This is a genomic window from Citrobacter sp. RHBSTW-00881, assembly GCF_013728515.1.
GTDB lineage: Bacteria > Pseudomonadota > Gammaproteobacteria > Enterobacterales > Enterobacteriaceae > Citrobacter > Citrobacter braakii.
On sequence record NZ_CP056269.1, the window covers coordinates 1,976,607 to 1,996,322 of the forward strand.

At 45.6% G+C, this 19,716-nt stretch carries 18 protein-coding genes; 6 read left to right on the top strand and 12 right to left on the bottom strand.

The annotated features are described in order from the left end of the window. The first annotated feature begins 27 nt into the window (after positions 1–27). From HV311_RS09285 to HV311_RS09300, 4 genes are all read left to right on the top strand, one after another. Positions 28–507, top strand: coding sequence for a hypothetical protein (locus HV311_RS09285; RefSeq protein ID WP_097734719.1), 480 nt, complete (start codon positions 28–30; stop codon positions 505–507). Positions 508–528: 21 nt separating this feature from the next. Next, complete coding sequence (locus HV311_RS09290; protein ID WP_097734718.1) at positions 529–1,332, top strand: TIGR02391 family protein; 804 nt, start codon at positions 529–531, stop codon at positions 1,330–1,332. Positions 1,333–1,352: 20 nt separating this feature from the next. Further along, positions 1,353–2,786 carry a restriction endonuclease gene (locus HV311_RS09295; RefSeq protein ID WP_097734717.1) on the top strand — a complete coding sequence of 478 codons (1,434 nt, stop codon included), beginning with the start codon at positions 1,353–1,355 and terminating at the stop codon, positions 2,784–2,786. Between the two features lie 92 nt (positions 2,787–2,878). Next, the gene (locus HV311_RS09300; protein WP_097734716.1) at positions 2,879–4,102 is read left to right on the top strand and encodes a T6SS phospholipase effector Tle1-like catalytic domain-containing protein; all 1,224 of its coding nucleotides are present in this window, start codon (positions 2,879–2,881) and stop codon (positions 4,100–4,102) included. Positions 4,103–4,603: 501 nt separating this feature from the next. Here HV311_RS09300 and HV311_RS09305 read toward each other — a convergent pair. From HV311_RS09305 to HV311_RS09320, 4 genes are read right to left on the bottom strand one after another with little or no spacing between them, the layout of a single operon-like run. Continuing rightward, positions 4,604–5,113, bottom strand: a complete 510-nt coding sequence (locus HV311_RS09305; RefSeq protein WP_097734715.1) for a Mov34/MPN/PAD-1 family protein — start codon at positions 5,111–5,113, stop codon at positions 4,604–4,606. After that, positions 5,094–6,848, bottom strand: a complete 1,755-nt coding sequence (locus HV311_RS09310; protein ID WP_157925849.1) for a HesA/MoeB/ThiF family protein — start codon at positions 6,846–6,848, stop codon at positions 5,094–5,096. The genes HV311_RS09305 and HV311_RS09310 overlap by 20 nt, the downstream gene beginning before the upstream one ends. After that, a complete protein-coding gene (locus HV311_RS09315) occupies positions 6,841–8,118 on the bottom strand; it encodes a nucleotidyltransferase domain-containing protein (protein ID WP_182320876.1) in 1,278 nt (425 codons plus the stop codon). The genes HV311_RS09310 and HV311_RS09315 overlap by 8 nt, the downstream gene beginning before the upstream one ends. 23 nt (positions 8,119–8,141) lie before the next feature. Beyond that, on the bottom strand, positions 8,142–8,681 hold the full coding sequence (locus HV311_RS09320) for a 3'-5' exonuclease (RefSeq protein ID WP_097734712.1): 540 nt from the start codon (positions 8,679–8,681) through the stop codon (positions 8,142–8,144). 260 nt (positions 8,682–8,941) lie between these two features. Here HV311_RS09320 and HV311_RS09325 point away from each other — a divergent pair, with 260 nt between their 5' ends. Together HV311_RS09325 and HV311_RS09330 are read left to right on the top strand one after the other, a co-directional pair. Beyond that, positions 8,942–10,522, top strand: a complete 1,581-nt coding sequence (locus tag HV311_RS09325) for an SAVED domain-containing protein (protein ID WP_097734711.1) — start codon at positions 8,942–8,944, stop codon at positions 10,520–10,522. A 402-nt stretch (positions 10,523–10,924) separates the two neighbouring features. Beyond that, on the top strand, positions 10,925–11,869 hold the full coding sequence (locus HV311_RS09330) for an ArdC family protein (RefSeq protein WP_191221008.1): 945 nt from the start codon (positions 10,925–10,927) through the stop codon (positions 11,867–11,869). Positions 11,870–12,061: 192 nt separating this feature from the next. Here HV311_RS09330 and mobC read toward each other — a convergent pair whose 3' ends face one another. The 8 genes from mobC to HV311_RS09370 form a co-directional block, all read right to left on the bottom strand. Next, positions 12,062–12,808, bottom strand: a complete 747-nt coding sequence (gene mobC, locus HV311_RS09335) for a MobC family replication-relaxation protein (RefSeq protein ID WP_021551854.1) — start codon at positions 12,806–12,808, stop codon at positions 12,062–12,064. Between the two features lie 9 nt (positions 12,809–12,817). After that, entirely contained in the window at positions 12,818–14,677 is a 1,860-nt protein-coding gene (locus HV311_RS09340; protein WP_097734709.1) for a type IV secretory system conjugative DNA transfer family protein, read from the bottom strand. A 631-nt stretch (positions 14,678–15,308) separates the two neighbouring features. Continuing rightward, positions 15,309–15,611, bottom strand: coding sequence for a TrbM/KikA/MpfK family conjugal transfer protein (locus tag HV311_RS09345; protein WP_191221009.1), 303 nt, complete (start codon positions 15,609–15,611; stop codon positions 15,309–15,311). A gap of 60 nt (positions 15,612–15,671) precedes the next feature. After that, complete coding sequence (gene virB11 / locus HV311_RS09350) at positions 15,672–16,691, bottom strand: P-type DNA transfer ATPase VirB11 (RefSeq protein WP_097734707.1); 1,020 nt, start codon at positions 16,689–16,691, stop codon at positions 15,672–15,674. After that, positions 16,681–17,997: a VirB10/TraB/TrbI family type IV secretion system protein gene (gene virB10 / locus HV311_RS09355; RefSeq protein WP_097734706.1), complete on the bottom strand. Its 1,317-nt coding sequence runs from the start codon at positions 17,995–17,997 to the stop codon at positions 16,681–16,683. The genes virB11 and virB10 overlap by 11 nt, the downstream gene beginning before the upstream one ends. Then, positions 17,994–18,881, bottom strand: coding sequence for a P-type conjugative transfer protein VirB9 (gene virB9 / locus HV311_RS09360; RefSeq protein WP_061555377.1), 888 nt, complete (start codon positions 18,879–18,881; stop codon positions 17,994–17,996). The genes virB10 and virB9 overlap by 4 nt, the downstream gene beginning before the upstream one ends. Further along, positions 18,881–19,564: a virB8 family protein gene (locus tag HV311_RS09365; RefSeq protein ID WP_097734705.1), complete on the bottom strand. Its 684-nt coding sequence runs from the start codon at positions 19,562–19,564 to the stop codon at positions 18,881–18,883. The genes virB9 and HV311_RS09365 overlap by 1 nt, the downstream gene beginning before the upstream one ends. After that, positions 19,557–19,697 (bottom strand): hypothetical protein, encoded by a 141-nt coding sequence (locus HV311_RS09370; protein WP_164913536.1) that lies wholly within the window; start codon positions 19,695–19,697, stop codon positions 19,557–19,559. The genes HV311_RS09365 and HV311_RS09370 overlap by 8 nt, the downstream gene beginning before the upstream one ends. Positions 19,698–19,716: the final 19 nt, after the last annotated feature.

Genomic DNA, 19,716 nt, shown 5'->3' on the forward strand with positions numbered 1-19,716 from the left:
TAATTTCTTAAGTATACGGATGTGATTATGGCACTGACCCCCGATCAAATTCACTACCTCAACCAATTTGCACCAGGCGAAGCTGTGTCACGTGCATTGTCTGAGCTACTGTTCAATGATCATGATCTACTCGGTATCGATGCTAACGAACGGTCCATTACCTTTCGCTTTGCGATGTACCTCCAGCTATGTTTCCCTGGTTGGACTATAGATTGCGAATACAATCGGGATGGCATAGAACCTAAACGGCTAAGACATTTGGAGCTTTATCCAGACATCGAAGACGTTGAGGCAAAGACAGTATTTCCAGATGTGATAGTGCATCGGCGAAGTACACAACAAAATCATCTGGTCTTGGAGTTCAAAAAATCAACGAGTCGCGTCGATAGACAGATCGATCTACTAAAACTTCGAGGTTATAAGCAGCAGCTTGGCTATGAGTACGCTCTGTTTGTGGAGGTCGGCACCGAAGGGCAATCGATTATTACGGCGCTCGAGTGGGTTTGAGAGGCGATAGAAAGATAATTCATGACACGTATTCAATCATTCAACTCTCAGCACCTTGAGGCTGCGTGCCGCGTCCTTGCTGATACCGAACGTGGCTTAAGTGGGGCGCAGATCGAGCGACTGCTACAAGAAATCAAAGTTGCTGACATATCGCCGGGCATGACAAAGTGGAAACGGCTGTTTAATGCGCTCGTGGGTGCGCAGAATCAGTATCAGGTCGGCAACCATCTCATCATGTTCATTAACCGTGCTATGAACCCGGTGAATTACGCCCGTGATACAGCAGTGTTTGCCTGGCGGCGTGATGAACTCAATGTTGTACTGGCTTTTTCCGGCTTTTATGTCCGTGAGGATGGTAAGGTCGCGAGCGCCACTAAAGTAACGACACTGGATTCTGCCCGAGCCCGCGCCGGGCGACTTAAGGCTGCACTCGAAAGCCGTGCTGTGCATACGGAAGTTTTGAACTATTGCCGTGCTGAACTTCTGGACGAAAACTATTTTCATGCCGTATTCGAGGCGACGAAAGGGGTTGCGGAACGTATTCGTCAGTTATCAGGGCTGAGCGGTGATGGTGCTGACTTGGTGAATAAGGCATTTACCGGACAACAACCTGTTCTGACATTGGGGCCTCTTACCACCGACTCAGAAAAGAGCGAACAGAAAGGTTTTGCGAATCTACTGATTGGTCTATTCGGCGCTGTACGCAATCCCCTCGCCCATGCGCCTAAGAAGAATTGGCCCATGTCTGAACTGGATGCGCTGGACATCCTTACGTTGGTTTCGCTTATTCATCGCAAGCTGGATGGCACACAGAAACAACTATAGTCGCACCATAGGGGGGTTGCATGAGCTACGCGGACTGGCGAGTTTATCAGGAGGCCACTGCAGACGTATTTCGACGTCTTGGATGTAATACTCTGGTTGACTATCGAGCCAAAGGTGTTCGAGCGGCTCATGATATCGACGTCTACGCGACCTTTCTTCGATCGGGTATCCTCTGTACTTGGGTGATCGAATGCAAATTGTGGAAAACTCGCGTTCCTAAGGAAAAGGTGCTTGCTCTCAAGAGCCTCATTGATGACCTTGGTGCCGATCGAGGAATCATAGTCAGTGAGGCTGGTTTCCAGCCTGGAGCACAGGATGCGGCACGAGGGTCGAACATTACTCTGGTCACATCCTTGGATAATTTTGCCAGGACTGCACTGGCAGCAACATCAGAAGCCCCTCTTACTCTAGACAGTGGTGGTGATGGAGCCCCGATTTATCAATTTCCAAGCCGATCTGAACCACATGACATTCTCCTGCATAACAATTTCCTGGTTACTGCAAATTGGGCTGGATGCAGCATTTCAATCGTTAATCCAACATCCAAATCAATCATACGCACCATCGACCTGGATAAATATGAGGCGATCTCCCCGCAAAACGGTGAAAGAGAGATTTTGAGCCATCCTCCTGGTAGCTTAGTTATTGCAGATGGCCGTTTGTTTGTCGGCCAGGTTTTTTCGGACTTTGTGCTCGTTATTGATTTGGCTACGCATGCTATCGTTAAAAGAATAGTGTTACCAGGAGGCGGTGACGGACAATTAGCAGTGTCACAAAACGAAAAAGAAATCTATTTCGCAAGCAATCGAGTCAACCAGTTCTACATCATTGACAGTGCCACATACGCTGTAAAGACAGTAGCATATCCCGAAGGTGGCCGAGGCTGCATGTCGCTGCTACGACATCCGACGCTGCCACTAATTTACATTGGCATTCAACGCGGCGGACGCATCCACGGACTGAGTTATCCACATGCTAACTGCTATTTAGCTATCTACAATCTAAGTCATCAGACATATACTGCAGACGTCCAGCTCGCCGAGATAAGCAATGGTCGCGCAGATGATGCAACCCCTGCATGTCTTACATATGACGATCTCTACAATCGCATCTATGTCGGCATGTTCCAGTCCAAGCGTGGCATCTGTGTTATAGAGCCGGAATCAGGGGAGCTAATTCAAGAAATTCGCTTTGCCTCAAATGATGAGAATAGTGTGTTCGCATGGGCAGACCCGCTATCGCAAGCGGTGAGTGGAGACTTGCTGTTATCGGTCAATCGAAACAATCATGAGCTTGTTGCTCTGGATCGTGCTTCGCTTCAATTTAAAAAAAGTATACTCCTTGGTGAAGTGCCTAATGGACCGAGGGCTGTTTTAACGTGGGGAGATTACGCTGTGGTCAGCTACCCAAGTAGAAATGGATTGCTATTTGTTCCACTTGAAACACTGAGATAAAAAAGGTCCTATTCCCAATGATTTAATTTGAACAGGTTTAACAGATGCTCCAGGGTTATTTATGATAATTACTATCAAAGGATAGGGGTTCGATGGCTAGAAATATAATTGTTTGTTGTGATGGCACCGGTAATGAGGTCAACACAGAATTATCTAATGTGCTAAAGTTATATCGGGTATTAAAATGGTCTGATGAGCAAGTGGTATATTACAACCCAGGTATCGGTACATACAGTAAGAACAATACTTGGCAGAAGTATAGACAAAAAATTAAAGGTTTATGTCAATTAGCAACAGGGTATGGACTTGATGGAGATGTCATTGATGCATACAATTTCCTTTGCCGGAATTATGAGCGAGGTGATAAAATTTGGCTCTTTGGTTTTAGCCGTGGAGCTTATACGGTACGTGTTTTGGCTGGGTTTTTAAATGTAATTGGTTTGCTTAGTGCAAACCAAAATAATCTTGCTGACTATGCATTTTCTGCTTACAAAAAATCGATTAATGATGTTAAAAATAAAAGATTAGATGCAAAGGCTGAAAAAGAAGAAATTGTTTCTGCACTTGCAGAAGCATGGCATTTTTCACGCGTATCTAGGACAAAAAAAGTTCAAATAGAATTCATTGGTGTTTGGGATACCGTCTCGTCTGTTATTGCCCCTAGGGTAAAAGGAATATCATTAGATTTGGAAATTCTACGATATACTGATCATAATCTGATTGTCAAAACCTTTCGTCAAGCAATTGCAATTGATGAACGTCGTAGAATGTTTAGATTAAAACATTGGAATGAGCCTCAGAAATTTCGAGTTAAACCGTTTAAACCAGCATCTGATGTCGCACAAGATATAAAGCAAGTTTGGTTTGCTGGAGTGCATTCAGATATAGGAGGAGGATATCCAGAAAGTGAAAGCAGCCTTTCAAAATATCCATTAGATTGGATGCTTGAAGAAGCACGCGCTCATGGGTTGCTAATTAATCAAAGCATGGCAAATCAACTTGTGAAAGGTATTAATCGATTGAATAGTCGTTATAAATACGTTGCACCAGATGAAGCAGGATGTATTCATGATTCTCTGATTTCATATTGGAAATTAATTGAATGGTTACCCAAAAGGCTTAAATGGAAAGAATGGCCCGAAAGGAGAGGGTTTCTGGGCTGGTATCTTCCCTGTGGAGAACCTAGAGTTATACCCGAAAACGCAAAAATACATAGATCGGTTCAATGGCGGATGGAAAATATTGAAACCTATAGGCCTGTTAATTTACCTGAATCATACGAGTTTGTTGACACATTAAGGCGAAAAAAAATGTGAGTTTCTTATAGGAGGGTAGTAAATTCTTGTTCAAGTGGATTAATTTAAACTTTTTCAGGTGCATACGATAAAAAGGTGATATTTTTCGATTCTGATATAGGAATAAAAAGGAGCTACAAAATAATAGAGAACTCTCATCCCGTATATGAGAAGTTACGAGAAAATGTTTACTTGATCTGGTTGGAGAACTCAGCAACATGTAGAAGCCTATAAAATCATGAGAATTATGTGATAAATATTACCGTTAGCGAGGATTTGCGGCAAGTGTCAAGATAATAGGTGCTCAAAATTTAATTCAAAGAGTTTTTCCTATTCTAGACTCAAGCTAACTGTAGCTTAATATTTGCCATTTTATAGTCCAAAGTGGAAAATTTTCATTATAAGCTATACGTGTCTTTTGATTTGAATCTGATTGATTTTACCTCGTCATAATATATTCTAATATAATTTGAATATAAAACAATAATATTAAGAAATAGAAGAATATTAAACATTGTAAACTTATGACTCCTTTTTATAAAAACCCTCGTTATAATTTTCGTTTTTATAAGCCCATGCTCTTATCCCATTTTGGCATGATGACGTTCCGACTATAATAAAAATAGGAGCACTTATAATATGTTTGTTTTTGGCATAAAAACGTTGAATACTGATTTTATCTTGATTCGATAGTGTAGGCACAATTTGAGGGTGGGTGTGCCAATAACCTGCAAAAACCAGCCCATTATCCTCTGCCTGGTTTAGCTCAAATTTACATCTATCAGAATTTAATTCCACCCAGTGTTTTGAAGATTTATCAGATGGATGTGGTAATGTTACATAAGATAGCCAAAGTCCATTGTTATAAGACACATCTATAAATAGCTGTCCACCACATTCACTTTTAGTACCATGCTGTCTAAACATATCAAATAATTCAGAAACATTTTTGCTGACATTTAATTCAAATCCACAATCATCCCATACCCAAGTCCATGCAAGCACAGGGCTATTATTCTTCGAACCATTCATTATTGATTACCATACTTTCAATATTATCATTAATGCACGGACCCACATATTGGCCGCCAGCGACTGTGATTTTTTTAATATCGGTTACATAAGAGTTCCATACTTTATGATTTGAATTGCCTTTTTTTTCAAAAATATTTATGACGGATTTTGATACCATGCTAGCAATCTGTTGAATATTTAGTGCGGATCCTGGTATGAAACCAGCACCGCAAGCAGGTAGTTTATGAAAACCATTATCCTTCCAATAGGTAAATTTGTTTTTAAAATTACCTGATTTATCAAATAAGTGCCGGGCATCAGCAGTGTTTTTATTATCGCTACATATTACATGTCCTACAAACGCATGCGGCTCTGCCCAAGCCTGAATAAAGGCTATATCTTTAGTTTTTGATTTCATTTCCCAAAGATAATATTCAGTTGACCAATCAGCCGCTGTTGAGATAATGCAATCATAATGATAAATATCAATATCATGATCATAATGTGCTTGATATAAGGTTTTTGCAATTGCAGTTAATTTGGCTGTAGGAATGCAGGACATTAAATATTCTTTTAAAGATAGTGCTTTACTTTTACCTAAATCATTGATGGTTAATATATGTCTACCGAGATTTGAATCATCTAGATAATCTGGATCGATAATGGTCAAATCAGTTATACCTGAATGAACTAATTGCGATGCGACGTGACTGCCTAGAGATCCTGCTCCGATGAGAAGAACTTTTCGTTGTGTTTTCTCATCAATTTCATAATCTTTTAATCGAGAGAAAATTACTTCATTATCAATCATGAAAGTTTCAGTTATAAATAACTTGTCTCTTTCGGATATAGGGTTTTTTAAAGCCTTCTTCTTCGCTTTCCTCAATCCAAAATTAAAGTTTTGGTTATCTTTAACACCTTTTCTAGTAACTAAGAACGCTATGGTACTGACAGGTGATGAGTCATGAATTTCAATTATTATCCATCTCAATGGGTAATTGGATTCAATTTCTATCCACGTTTTAAGGCGCTCGATATCACTAATTTCAGTATGACCATTAAGCCAATTAATTAATCCGAAGGCATCTGGTAATTTCACATCAGGGGTAGAGGTTAACTTGATGTAAAAAGTGGCTGTTGCTGCATCAATTTTTTTCTTGGAGGGAGAGACTTGCCACTGATAATGTTCAAGGATTTTGCTTTCATCATCAGAAACCCATATTACATCTTTTCCTGTCGTGTTGTTAGATGATAATGTGTATAATGGTGTAGATTTTGCAGGTTTATTTAATATTATCAATTTATGATTGCTTATTTTTGCCTGCATAGACCAGTAACTAATTACTTCATTATCAAACTCAGCTTTAATAATGTTTATAGACATATTATCACAAACAAGTGATATTAGTTTTCCTAATCTGAAAAATGTACTGTTAACGACCTCTACTGGGTCACCATACACTGCTTTGTTCCCACTTCCAAAAAGGCATACAAAATCATCTAGAATATGTGGCCATTCTAACCAAGGACTAGGTTTTATAGATAAGTTTAAAGCAGTGCTGGGAAAGCTTTTGGTAAATCCTATCCGCAAGTCTCTTTCTACTCCGAGGTAATCAACAGGCAACTTTAATTCAAAACTTATAATTTCATCTTTAGTTGTTTTAACTTCAAGTAAACTACATTCAGAGAATATCTCACGAAACCTATCTACACCTGCCTGAATGGCAGGTGTTAGAATATTAGAATTATCCAAGGCGTTCAACCGTCCCTGCGTTACTTTGACTAATGCCTGATAACATACCAAATGCACCTAATACTGCTTTATTATAAGTCTCACCTGATTTTCTTCCCGGAAGTGTCCATGATGTACCAAATTTTTTTGAAATCTCTTTTAGCATGGATTGAGGAACTCCAAATTTGTCACTTACTTCTTGCTCAAATTGCTGTTGAGTCCCCCAATCACTTAACCCAAGTGCAATATCCGTAATGGCATCAGCATGCCATTGGTAAAATGCCGTTTTATACTTATCGCCTTCACCACTCACTCTATTCCATTTTTCTGCAAAGTTTTCACCTTCATCACATGGATTGAGGACTTGATATTCATTATTGTTATAGTCAACATGACTCGCCATTTCAGATACAATTGAGAACATGACATCAATAGGTCTCATTGGTTTTTCAACAGATCTCAAAGCTATTTGGTAGTAAGCTTTTGTTGCTAGAGTTGTAAGAACTGCAGAAATAGGGCGATATTCCTCGGAAGATGATCTTATGGCCCAACGGTCGCGGTGTCTTTTTAAGAGTTTAATCGTTGCTCCAAGAGGGTGAGAATCTGAGTACTCTTGATATTCAGGGATCGGATCCATCGTAGACTTGGCAAAACGCTCATTGCCTGTAAGGCTATCCATTGTTATTACAGATTCTGAAATCATTACAATCTTCTCATTGCTCACATTTTCAAGCCATCGAGAATATGAGCGGGGAGCACTGGCTTTCCAACCATCCTCTCTGTCAGGCACAAGAAGCTTTCCATAGCCACTTTCTTCCTGGTTTCCATTAACTTTAATAGCTGGAGTTATATCAATATGAAAACCTGGGTTTTCATCTGCATAAATTATTCTTATTCCTCTTCTCAGCTCCACTGGTTCGGCTTTTACCGCTGATTCATCCTTGAATAATTTTTTAATCGCGTTGAGCACATAAATTGCACTGCAATTGCTAGCATTAGGAAGGAGAACTACTGCATCGGCATCAATTGTTGCCATGCTGCCACGAGCCTCAGGTGCTGGTTTTACTGTTGTCTTGAGCCCAATCGACCCTTGAATAAATATATGAGCCCCGGATAAACAGTAGTCTTGTGCGCTATCCAATACTTTTTGAAGTTGACTGTATCTACTCTCAATTAAATCATATTGAGCTTGGCTGAGTGATATTTTTTTTGATGCTTCCAACAACATTTTTTCCCAGCTATTAACTTGACTGGAATCTTGAGCTGTAAATTCTAAAACTGAGGACGTCATCAATAATCTCCCTTGAGATATTATTATCTATCGCTTGATATAATTCTAAAAATCTCTGCTTGGTAAATTGCATCCTGGAGGGCATCATGCTTTGCAGTGTTATAGGTTTTTAACTTGATGTCAATAATGCTGGATTTTGTTTCTTGCCAAAGAGTCCCGAATTTACCCATGTAATAAGACTTAATGTCTAGGGCTGTAAATCCAAACGGGTTGTTACCACAATATTTTATAAAGGCATAATTAATAAATGACCAATCAAAAGCAGCATTAAAGCCAACGAAGACTATCTTTTTATCATCGCTACTTATTCGCGCAAGCCATTCTTTGAAGTCCATGAGTGCTCTGGTTATTTCATGGCCGCCCGTAGTTAGGTCCTCTAATTTTAAGCCTGTTACTGCCAAAGCTTCATTATCTACCTTTCCGCCTTGAGGCTTAATTAGGCGGCTAAAATTTTCACTAGTATTTCCTACTATACAAGCTCCGATGCTAATAAGATCGTAAATACTAGGAATAGGTCCAGTCGTTTCAATGTCAACTGAGATATACAATTCAGATAATGGCATTATCGATTCATTCCAAATGACATGCTAACAAGTAATTATAGCAAAGAATGAAAAAAAGTCAATTGGCTATTTGCAGTGTGGGGTCTATTCATAACTAATTGATAAATAGCATTTTTTAAGTGAATGCGGATGATTGTTTTGTTTAGTTACTCTAAAAAATTTTAATAGACATTCGTACGTAATAGTATGCTCATTCTTGTACACTAGTTATTGAATCCCTAAACTTTAGTTCGGGAATGTAAACGAGAGGGTTAGCAATAATGAAAAGTGAAATCCTTAACCAAGCTGCATATCCTCCTTTTGAGGAACAATCAGCTTTAGATGAATACATAGCATTTATTTCAAAAGAAATCTCGTGGGATAGCATTTCGATAATTAGTGATGAAGGAAGTTCGAATATTTTAATAGTAACTGTAAATGATGACGTTGTTGTTTCTAGTCTAAGGATTAACCTTCCGCCAGCTGATTTTATCAATACCGTAAAGAAATTATCAAAAGATAAGAAAGTTAAGTTGGTCTATTTACAGGGCGATAATATCTCAGAAAGTGATTTATCCAGCCTGGATGCAATTCAAAAAATAGCTTTTCGCGCTAAAGAACAAAGCGCAATTGTTGAGTTGCCAATCATTGAGGAATTTATAACTAGAATAGATGAAGGTAGTAAAAAAAAAGGGCGTGGCGAAAGTTTTGGAAGTGAGACACGTCAAGCTGTAAACTTAGCCAGTCATGGTCGATGTATGTTTACAGGATGTGGAGAAAATTTAAGGATTGATGATTTAACTGGGGATGGAGGTAATTATTCATATCTAGCTCATAATGTGGCTTCTTCAGAAAATGGTGAGCGAGGCATTCCTGTTTTATCTGGTATTCTCTCTAACGATCCAAAAAACATTTTATTATTGTGTGATAAACATCATAGATTAATTGACAGAGTTGCAGCGTGTAATTACCCAGCGGAAAAACTTTCTGTTATTAGAGAGCAATTTATCTCTGATGCAGAGGAACTACTTGATGGGCTAAAATTTCAACCCATTCCAGTTTATTCAGTATTATGGCCTGTAAATACTCACGTTGTATCACCACCTAATAAAAAAGAGATTGCGAATTGCCTTTCAACACTAGAGTTGAGGATGCAAGGTAGCCTTAATAAAGTTTTGAATAGTGATGGAGCAACAAGGAGTGTGCCAGAACTTCAAAAAATAATCATGCCTTCTAGCATAAAAATTGCGGCAGAGAAAATAATTCAGCAAACAAATGATTCAGGCCATAGTGCTGCCTTGTTTGCATTTGGTCCTATGCCTTCACTGGTAGGTCTAGGAGCTATTTTAGGAAATAAAAGTCAGTATATTCCAATGTTAAGATATCGTGATGGAGCAACTTGGATGTGGCCAAAACAACTCCCTGGAGGAGAGTTTTATATAGTCGAAGGGTTAGACTCTATAAAACCCAGTGAAGATATTATCATATGTATTGCTTTAACAGCATTTCCTGAGGTAATGAAAAAAAAAGCATCGGAGCTAAGCGATGAACTTGATTCATCAATTATAATTTATAGCCCTAAATATAATGCATTTGGTAATGGTGCAATTCCACACCCCATTGATGGTATGAAATTTTCGGCAAGGCTACAATATGATTTTCATACTTTTAAGTCACAGTATGGCGTCAAGAGGATGCATGTTCTGATTTGTGCATCAAATGCTGCAGCAGTATTTATAGGACAAGCTTTTGATTTGCATCACCCAGAAATGATAGTGTATGATTTCAGAGGGGAAAGTATGGAAGCAGTAATTTCGATTGCAAATGACTCCTCTGAAACTTCAATAAATTCTATTATTTAGTAAAGTAATTCTCCTAATGGGTCATTACTTTTATTGCTAATCTTAAACCACCTCCTATGGAGGTGGTGCTCATTAAATAGTGGATTCGTGACTAATTGAGTCAATTTTAGGGGATAAGGTCATACCGCCAAAGAAGGTCTGAGTTAATACCGTCATTTAAACCCCAAACCCTTTTCACTGCTGCAGCCTAAGGGGCGCTACGCCTGCCTATGCAGGGTCAGTTTTTTTATCCTGGGTGATTTCCTTTCTCGAATCAGCTTCCGGTTAATCGTTTCCCAACACAACCCGTTCCGCAAGGATAAATGGCACGCATTCTGCGTCCTTGCGTGCCGGAACGATGTCGGGAAAACGAACCGTCAGGCGATACGAAGACGAAAATCACACACTGACGGAGAAAAAACCATGACGATTTCCCTGCATAACCAGACTACCGCCCCTAACACCGCAGTGGCGACCAGCGTATCCCCGCTGGACCCGTCAGGCTCCTCAAAAACGAAATTTTCTAAAACCGGAACGGATATTTATCAGATCGTTACCGACAACATCATTGCAGCGCTCGAAGCCGGTGTAAAACCGTGGTCCTGCCCGTGGCAGCGTGTATCGGGCATGCCTGGTCTGCCATCCAATTACGCCACCGGCGTAGCCTACAGTGGCATGAATATCATGTTGCTGTGGTGCAGTGCGTCAAAACAGGGGTTCAGCGATTCACGCTGGTTGACCTATAAACAGGCACAGGCAGCCGGTGGACAGGTTCGCACGCGTGAACATGGCACAACAGCCATTTTCTACATCACGCTGGAGAAGGAAAACGACGCCGGAGAAATCGACCATATCCCGATGCTGAAAACTTTCACCGTGTTTAACGTTCAGCAAATCGACGGTTTGCCCCTGACAAAGGAAACGGTCAGCCCGGAAGCAACCTTTGACCCGTTACCGCAGGCTGAAAATCTGTTCAGGAAGAGCGGCGCAAACATCATCGAGAAAGGACAAAATGCTTTTTTCCGACCCTCAACTGATGAAGTCTGGCTACCGGAGCGCTATCTGTTTTCAGATGCAGCTAATTTCTACGCTACAGGCCTGCATGAGCTGGTTCACTGGAGTGGTGGCAAAAAACGCCTGAACCGTGAAATGAAAGGGAAGTTTGGCAGTGCAGATTATGCAGAGGAAGAACTGGTGGCGGAGCTGGGAAGTGCTTTTCTGATGGCGGACCTGGGGATTGATGGAGAGGTACAGCATGAAAGCTATATTGCTTCCTGGCTGAAAGCGCTGAAAAACGACAAGCGTTATATTTTCAAAGCGGCCAGCGCCGCCTCTAAAGCACATCGTTACCTGATGGATAAACTCTGAGACCGGAATCAGACAACCGCAAGGGAATGCGGTTACATGGTTTTTAACCGGCAACGCTGCAAGGCGCAAACTGAGGCGGAACGCAGCACAGCGAGTACCGAACAGTCTGCGCCTCGCAGTGGAATAAAAAATTCCGGCCTAGCGATATCGCCGCCAGGCCGGTGAGGCCATCACGATGGCCTGAGTAAAAGCTTACGTATAGCTGCCTAATGACAGGTGTTTCAGTTCATCAAAGGTATAAATGCGAAACACCCGACGGTGGCGTTCTTCCAGCGGGACGTGCTGATGGTTGATGATGACATGCCTGATGCTGTCAAACAGCAGTTCAAGCGCACGCTTCTTCTGCGGATCGGGCACAACATAAAAAACGTAAATCCACTGCTTGCGGGTACGTGCCAGCAAGTGGCTTGCCATGATCGACTGATAACGGGCTCGGGTTTTCAGGCGGCGCTCGGTTTCAATGGCAATAACGTTACCGTCAGGCAGGGTCAGTAACCCGTCCGGGCGATGTTTCACCTGATACTGGCTGATAAAAGTGGTCCGGTCGCCGTTAATCCATCCCGACGCGCCTTTTTTCTCCAGAATAAGCCTGGCGGCCTGATTATCAAGATGGTGCTCCAGCGTCCAGCCGGTGATTTTTGATGGTTCAAACCGCGCAGGAAAGATTTTATCATTCGGGGTTAATACCACCGCCAGCCCGTCGCTGGTGATCCCCCATAATGAAATCCTGATTGTCCGTGATTCAAGCACATGCTTCTGGATTAACCCCATTCGCTCCGTTTTTGCCAGCAACGAATAAAGCGACTTATGATCCCGGAAACCAAATAACTGCATCAGCGTTTTAAAATCACTGTAGGTTTCTTCTTTCAGGAAGTTCAGCAGTTGTTTTATTTTTTTGTTGTTACGCGTCTGGCGCTCGTGAAAGGACGAAATCAGCATAACCGCTCCTTAAAAATCCAGCGGGGACAGGTGTTCTTCATCATCAGGTTTCGGTTTTACCGGTTTTACTTCGCTTTCGTCGAAGAAAAGAGCCGGGTGCGTTGTCATCACATCCGGCATGGCTGGTTTATCATCCTCGCCAAAATCCAGCATTATCTTCACCGTGGCTGCCGCTGCGGCAATATCAGGGGAAACCGAAAAGATTTTTAGCTGACGCTTTCTGACCTTTATCGGTGAAATCAGTGAGGCAGAAGGTAGTGTTTTTGTCGTAAAGATAAAGCTGACAAAATCGGGCAGGTTCAGGATCATATTGCTGTCAATAAAGAAACGTTCGGCCTGGCGGATTGTGCGCTCACTGTCGATGGTTTCCGTCAGCATATTATCCGTCTTAGCCTTACGGAGTTCGTCATCCACCAGAATCGTGCCTGACATTCTCGCCACCCATTCCGCTGTATCCGGGTCCATAACCCGGTAAACCAGTTTGAATTTGGCATTTTCAACGACCGCACCGACAACGGCGTCACCTTTCAAATCTGCCGGGCAGTCTTTTAAATCGGCAATTGACTGGTGATCCATAATAATATGTACGCCTTTATCCCGCGCCGCGCCTAATCCCTCCAGTGCTGACCTGGATAAATGGTATTTCAGTTCCGAAAGATAAACAGCAATGGGGCGCGGTACGTCTGTTACACGGTCGCGCCTTTCTGCTAACTGGTACAGGCGAACCAGTAACATGCGCTGGGCTGTAATAATTTTGCTGTTTCGCATGGAGCCGATAACATAACAACAGCCGCCTTCATCAAACATTTGTTTAAGTGAAAAGCCTTCCGGTGAATTAATGGCATTTAATAATGCCAGCTCTTCAATCTTACCGAAAAACGCTTTGATTTTTTCGGCAATGCTCTGAACGTAGTCACCGTTATAAACATCACGGAGAGTTGCCGATGGGTTATCACTGACAAATTGCGCGGCCATACGTGCGGCTTTTCGGTCATCAATGCGATAAAAATCCGATTCTTGTCCTTTTTCCGCCAGGCTGAACCCTGCAACAAACAGTTCTTCCAGTTCATCTGGCGTGATATCTTCAATCAGGTTTAACTGGTATTGCTGTTTCCGCAGGTCAATCAAAGCAAAAGGCTTGTCTGCATCCTCGCAGGCTTTGCGGTAAAGGTGGGGTGCCCATTCATCATCCTTGGGGTCCATAACAAAGACACCTTCACCGGCCAGAATACTTTGATAAAGTAATATGCCGGTGGCAACCCCTTTACCGGCTCCGGTGGTGCCGATAATATCCGCATGTTGTTTCTGCCAGTCTTTTAACGGGAGATACATCGGTTCGTTCTCCCTGTCCATGCCAGTAAAAATACCTTTATTCAGGTCGATATAATCCTGCGGATCATAATGCAGTGTTTCCGGCAACAAGGACTTTACGGTGCGGACATCGGTGCGCAATTCCCGTTCAAGGGTGGTCTTTTTAACAAGGCGTTTCTTTATTTTGTCCAGTTCCGGCGTGAATATCCGGCGAAGCATAATATGAAAAATAATCCCGGTTACCGTGAAAGCAATCCGTACTGACCACGCCAGTACCGTATTATCACTGGTGAGTCTGGTCTTATACAGCCACTGAAAAAAGCCGATAACGACCGGGGCCAGTGTGCCGGAGAGAAAACACAGCAGGGAAAAAGCAATAATCAGCTTTTTCCAGAGCGGCGCTTTCTGCCGTTCATCACTTTTCATTGATGCAAAAAACGGCATCGTCAGCCCCGCTAATAATGCCAGCATCAGTTGTTGCTGTTGCATAAAAGCGAGCAGCGCCAGCATCCCGTTCACTATCGGCGACAGTGAAGCGGCAAGCTTATTTAAAATCATCGTGTCTCCTTCGTCAGCTATTCGCCCCATGACATCGCCCCATCGATTCGCCCCACGGTGTCGGGCGAAAAGATTGGGCGAGCGTATGGGGTAAAGAGGGTGGCAGCTGTGCGGCCATGTGCCGGAAAGCATGCTTCCCGGTACGAAACGGCGTGCGCCAGTACATGCGGGCTGGACGCCCTTATTGCCCACCGCATGGGGGTAATGTCGTGGCTGAACGCCGCGCCAAAACCCCCAGGGTCAAAGGCGGCACACCGTCGCCCGCTACGCGCGACCACCCCCTTTAAGACGGTCGCTTTCGCCTTTTTCTTCCCTTTGCTCGTTCCTCGCAGCGGGAATAAAAGGGAAGCTGACCTTTAAAGAGGGTGGTCGCGCCACGCTACCGGCTTTGGGCCGGAGACTTAGCGGCGACGGTGTGCGGGGCTGTGCCCCCCGGCCTGCAAAATCCGCGTGGGCGCGGCTGTTTGCAGGTGAGGCGCGGTGCCTGAATTATTTTCGCTCCTTAACCCGCGAAAATAATTCTGTCCGCTGCCTCATTTTTACGGCCCCTGTTTCTTCGCTCCTTAATCCGCGAAAAACAGAAGCCGTAAAAACCTGAAAACCGTCATGCTCTGTGCCCGTCTCGCCAGTGTTAACCACGAACGCGGCCATATTTACTGATGATCTGACTGATAGCCGCAGGGGCTGCCGAATCACATTCAAGTAAAAACGATTTTCTGGCATCAGCCGTATGGTCAGGCAGAAAACCATGCCTGTTCTTCTTTACGATATTAAAGAATGCCCGTTCAGCCGAATGGCATTCACTGCCGCCGCCATTTCCGGTTGCTTTACCGTACATACATAACACCACTTCGCAGGTATCAGCAGCCATTACAGTTGTTGAACATGGCGCCATAACGCAGAACAATAATACAGACAGTATGACTTTCTTCATTTCAGCCACCGTTATGATTAATGAAAGGTTACATATCTTTGGTTATGTTGTTTGCCAGAGTTATTTTCTGAATACCTCTTTCATGCTATTTAAATGAACTGGTTTAAAGTAAACATTATGCATCCGGCGAACATCGCCGTGTATATCAATACTGACGATGACATCAATGCTTTTAAGCACCTTACGTAACAGCACATCATAAGGAATATTCCGGCAGTCGGGGTTTTCATAGCAGCGGTCAATAATCCCGTCAATACATTCCGCCGGGCTGCCCGCATGCAGGGAGGTGATTAAACCCTCATGCCCGGAACCGACAATTTTCAGCGCATCCCACGCTTCCCGTCCGCGAATTTCCGCCAGTAATATCCGGTCAGGGTTCATCCGGTAGCTGGCGCGTATCAGTCTGCCAGGTGTGACAATGGCGTTATCCCCGGCATCCGCAGGGTAAAAAAGATGAACATAATTGCCGTGGTGATAAAAGCGGATTTCGGGGTTATCCTCAATCGTTATTAACCGGAGATGCAGCGGAATATAATGCAGCAGCGTTTTCATATAGGTGGTTTTGCCGGAGCCGGTTTCCCCCACAATAAAAATCGTTTTTCCGTATTCCACCGCCTTTTCCATAAAGCGGGGAATGTCCCCGCTGTGGTATAACCGTATCAGTGCCTCATCATGACTTTCCGTTTTCTCCTGACCGCTCACCCGCTGGTAAAATCCCGCATCAATCCATGACTGATGCGTTTTCTGCTCAAACGATGGTTTGCGCAGCGTAACGGACACCGTATGACGTTCGCTGGCCGGGGGAATAATCACCTGAATACGCTCGCCGGCTCCTGATGTTGCAGAAAGGATCGGCGACGTGTCGTCAATATTATCCTCATGCCAGGAAGCCAGGGCTCTGGCAAAGGCATGGCACTGACGCAGCGTGACCGGGGAGTCATGTTTTTGCCATTTCCCCCGGATTTTCGTATGCAGTTCACCCGGCCGGTTAATGGCAATTTCCGTCAGGCCCTCCTGCGCGAGGAAATCACCAAACAACCGGTTTTTCATAAACTCCAGTGACAGGTTTTCAGTGTTCATACCATTTCTTTTTCAGTCGCAGTTGATAAACAGAGGAAAAATCAATATCCGTGCCGGTCATGATGCCGATCACATCACCCTGGTTCAGGTACATCGTGGGCGGGATACTGATGCTGTTTTCCAGCGTCGTTTTCGCCATTTCCGCCGTGGCGGCGCGGGTGTTTTCGGTGTAGTCGGTATTGCGGTCTTTCCCCGGTGCGGCCTCTGACGCCGCTGCCGCCACGTCCTGCACGGTACTCAGCATCAGGGCGTTGCCGAAACGCTCCCAGAAATGGCTGTCGATCCAGCCCGCAATCCCCGCCTCGCCTAGCGGGCCGGTGGCCTGCGTATCGGTGAGCGGAATTTGCAGGCTGCCGGGCTCCGGCGTGCGCAGCTCCGTCCACAGCACAAACATCCGGCTGCGCCCGTGTTGCAGTGCCCCGGTGCGGTAGACGCCACGGGCGACCGTTCCCGCCGCGATCAGCTTCACATGGTTGCTGGCGCTCCAGACATCCTCCCCAATCAGGCAGGAGATATGGCCGCCGACATCGGACACAAAGCGCCGCATCATCGAACAGGGAATATAACGATCCACCGGGATATAGAGATCAGGATCGAGGCCCAGCCGTCTGACGCCGGTGACACGGGCGACGCCCGGATTGTCGCTGTCAACCGTATCCTGCGCGGTTTCCGGTGCGGCGGGATCCGGGCAGCGCAGGCGGCCATCCGCCCCTCTGACCAGTACCGACCGACAGGACGTGTACGCCGTGGAGACTGGCGGGCTCTCCGACATTCCCGCGCGGTTGCGCGGTTCGCTACGGGACGCGCGGGCATTGCCGCCAGCCGTTGTACTGCCGCTGTTCAGCCCGTCTGCCAGTGCTGCCGCTTTGTTCAGGGCGGGCGGCTCTGCTGGCAGGGCGGGTGCGCTGGTGACGGTCTGACTGGCCGGGTCTGTGCCTTGCTGTTTGCGCTGTCCGAACAGGCCAAACAGGTTACTGTCCATGCCCAGATTTTTACGCTCATGCTGCGTCGCCCCGGTGGAGGGCGGCGGTGCGGTGTCGGCTTCCTTCTCATCGCCCCTTTTCAGGGCGCTGAGAAGACGATCGCCGCCGGATGCGAGGGCGATCACCAGCGCCAGACTCAGCAGGCTGACGATCAGCGTGCGGTGACCGGACGCCTTACGGAAACGGGTCACTTCCGGCTGGCCGGGCGGTGTTTTTTGCTCCGGCGTCTGCGTCGCCATTGCCGAACGGGCGCGTTCACGGGCTTCCGCTTCCCGCTCTGCGGTGGTTTTTTCCGGTTCGTCCGGGAAAGGTCTGTCAGTCATTTTGCCTCCAGCGTAACGGACGGTGAAACGGTGTCACTGCGGGTTACCGGGATACGCCCGGATCCGGCGTTTTCCACGCCCACCACCGAGGTGCCGTAACGCAGTACCAGTTGCGGCGATGCCGGAACCACCATCACGGTGTAGTTGCCCTGTTGAACTGTCTGCGGCGTGACCGCCTGCTCCTGACCATTAACCACCCGGAAAACGGAAGGCAGGGTTTTCGTGGGGGAAAAACCGATATACGCAAAACGACCGTCATCCCAGGTAAAGTCCGGGGCGATGGCGGCGGAACCGGCGGCCACTCGTTTGCTGTAACGCCAGTTCCGCGGCGAGGCCGGTTGCCGGAATGCTGCCGCTATCCGCTGCCGGTCCAGTGCTTCCTGCTGTCGTTGCTGGCGGGTGGCGCTGGCGGCAGCGGATTTATTCCGCTGCTCATCAGGATAGTGGTAGCGGATAACAAAGGCCTGAGCGGGTGAGTCGCGGTCCAGCACGTTCAGTTCCAGGCTGTAATCGCGCTTCGAAGTCACCACGAACAGGTTGGTTTTCCAGTCTTTCTCTGTCGGCAGAAACACCTGACTGATGTTGTTGCCGCTGGCGTCCGTGACCGGCTGGGTAATCGGGTTCGGGCTGACGCCCACCCGGTTGTCGCTTTTCGTCACGGTCCAGCCTCTGGGAAAACCCGCCTGCGCATCGATAACGGTTTCACCATCGTCAAACACCAGCATGGTGACGTAGCCGGGGCGGGTACGGACGACCGTGGCATTCTGGCTGTTGTACGTGACGTTCTGCATCCGGCTGTCATACGTGCTGCCGCGTGGTGTCGCCGCGCTCCATGCCACGCATGACGCCAGTAACCCCGTGAGGAGCAGAATGTGTTTCAGCATCATTCCCCCCTCAGCTCTTTATCGCGCTGGTAGCTGGTGACGATGAAGCCCAGCGGATTCACTTCACGCTGGCTGTCGGTCAGTTGCTGGTGTGGCACATAGCGGTAAGTGAGACGGATATTCCAGACATCCGTTTTCACGGAATTATCGGCAATGCGGCGGATCGTGCGTTTAATTCTCAGGGTCGCCAGATTATCCGGCCCGGTGGCGGGCGCATGCACATTGGAAATAATATCGATATAAACGACATATTCCGCCTTGTTAAAAATTACGTCCGGTGCCTGGTCGCCGTTAAACCAGTCCAGATAGTCCCGGTTCACGCTGTCGCTGTTAAATAACTGTACGTCGTCATAATCACGCTGAAGGAAGAAATAATTGTATCCCTCGCGGAGTCTGACATAGTGTGCTGCCAGTGAGTGCGCCAGTGCCTTTTCAGAAGAAATATCCCGCTCCTTCACGCGGGTCATATATTCATAACGCCCGGTCTGTTTATCCACCGACCATAACTCAATGTCGGTGGTTTTCAGCGGCAGCAGAATAATAATGGCCGCAATCGCCATTGCGGCCAGCATCAGCCCGGCAGCAGCCATCCGCCAGGCGGTTTTTCGGGAACGCTCCTCCTTTTCCAGCAGGATGGATTCAAAAGAGCGGGAAACATTAACAATGTTCTGCATATCAGACATGGTGAGTCAGCTCCTGAATGATTGCGGGGGAATTTACCGGCTCGGGTTCGCCGGATACCGGCGGAAGGTCGCCCTGATGCCGTGCGCAGCCCGTGAGCACGCACAGCATCAGAAGGAAGATTCTGAATTTCATGGAAACTCCTTATTACAGG

Coding starts and splice junctions, on each gene's coding strand:
- HV311_RS09285 (WP_097734719.1), top strand. CDS start 28: ATGGCACTGACCCCCGATCAAATTCACTACCTCAACCAATTTGCACCA.
- HV311_RS09290 (WP_097734718.1), top strand. CDS start 529: ATGACACGTATTCAATCATTCAACTCTCAGCACCTTGAGGCTGCGTGC.
- HV311_RS09295 (WP_097734717.1), top strand. CDS start 1,353: ATGAGCTACGCGGACTGGCGAGTTTATCAGGAGGCCACTGCAGACGTA.
- HV311_RS09300 (WP_097734716.1), top strand. CDS start 2,879: ATGGCTAGAAATATAATTGTTTGTTGTGATGGCACCGGTAATGAGGTC.
- HV311_RS09305 (WP_097734715.1), bottom strand. CDS start 5,113: ATGAATGGTTCGAAGAATAATAGCCCTGTGCTTGCATGGACTTGGGTA.
- HV311_RS09315 (WP_182320876.1), bottom strand. CDS start 8,118: ATGACGTCCTCAGTTTTAGAATTTACAGCTCAAGATTCCAGTCAAGTT.
- HV311_RS09320 (WP_097734712.1), bottom strand. CDS start 8,681: ATGCCATTATCTGAATTGTATATCTCAGTTGACATTGAAACGACTGGA.
- HV311_RS09325 (WP_097734711.1), top strand. CDS start 8,942: ATGAAAAGTGAAATCCTTAACCAAGCTGCATATCCTCCTTTTGAGGAA.
- HV311_RS09330 (WP_191221008.1), top strand. CDS start 10,925: ATGACGATTTCCCTGCATAACCAGACTACCGCCCCTAACACCGCAGTG.
- mobC (WP_021551854.1), bottom strand. CDS start 12,808: ATGCTGATTTCGTCCTTTCACGAGCGCCAGACGCGTAACAACAAAAAA.
- HV311_RS09340 (WP_097734709.1), bottom strand. CDS start 14,677: ATGATTTTAAATAAGCTTGCCGCTTCACTGTCGCCGATAGTGAACGGG.
- HV311_RS09345 (WP_191221009.1), bottom strand. CDS start 15,611: ATGAAGAAAGTCATACTGTCTGTATTATTGTTCTGCGTTATGGCGCCA.
- virB11 (WP_097734707.1), bottom strand. CDS start 16,691: ATGAACACTGAAAACCTGTCACTGGAGTTTATGAAAAACCGGTTGTTT.
- virB10 (WP_097734706.1), bottom strand. CDS start 17,997: ATGACTGACAGACCTTTCCCGGACGAACCGGAAAAAACCACCGCAGAG.
- virB9 (WP_061555377.1), bottom strand. CDS start 18,881: ATGCTGAAACACATTCTGCTCCTCACGGGGTTACTGGCGTCATGCGTG.
- HV311_RS09365 (WP_097734705.1), bottom strand. CDS start 19,564: ATGTCTGATATGCAGAACATTGTTAATGTTTCCCGCTCTTTTGAATCC.
- HV311_RS09370 (WP_164913536.1), bottom strand. CDS start 19,697: ATGAAATTCAGAATCTTCCTTCTGATGCTGTGCGTGCTCACGGGCTGC.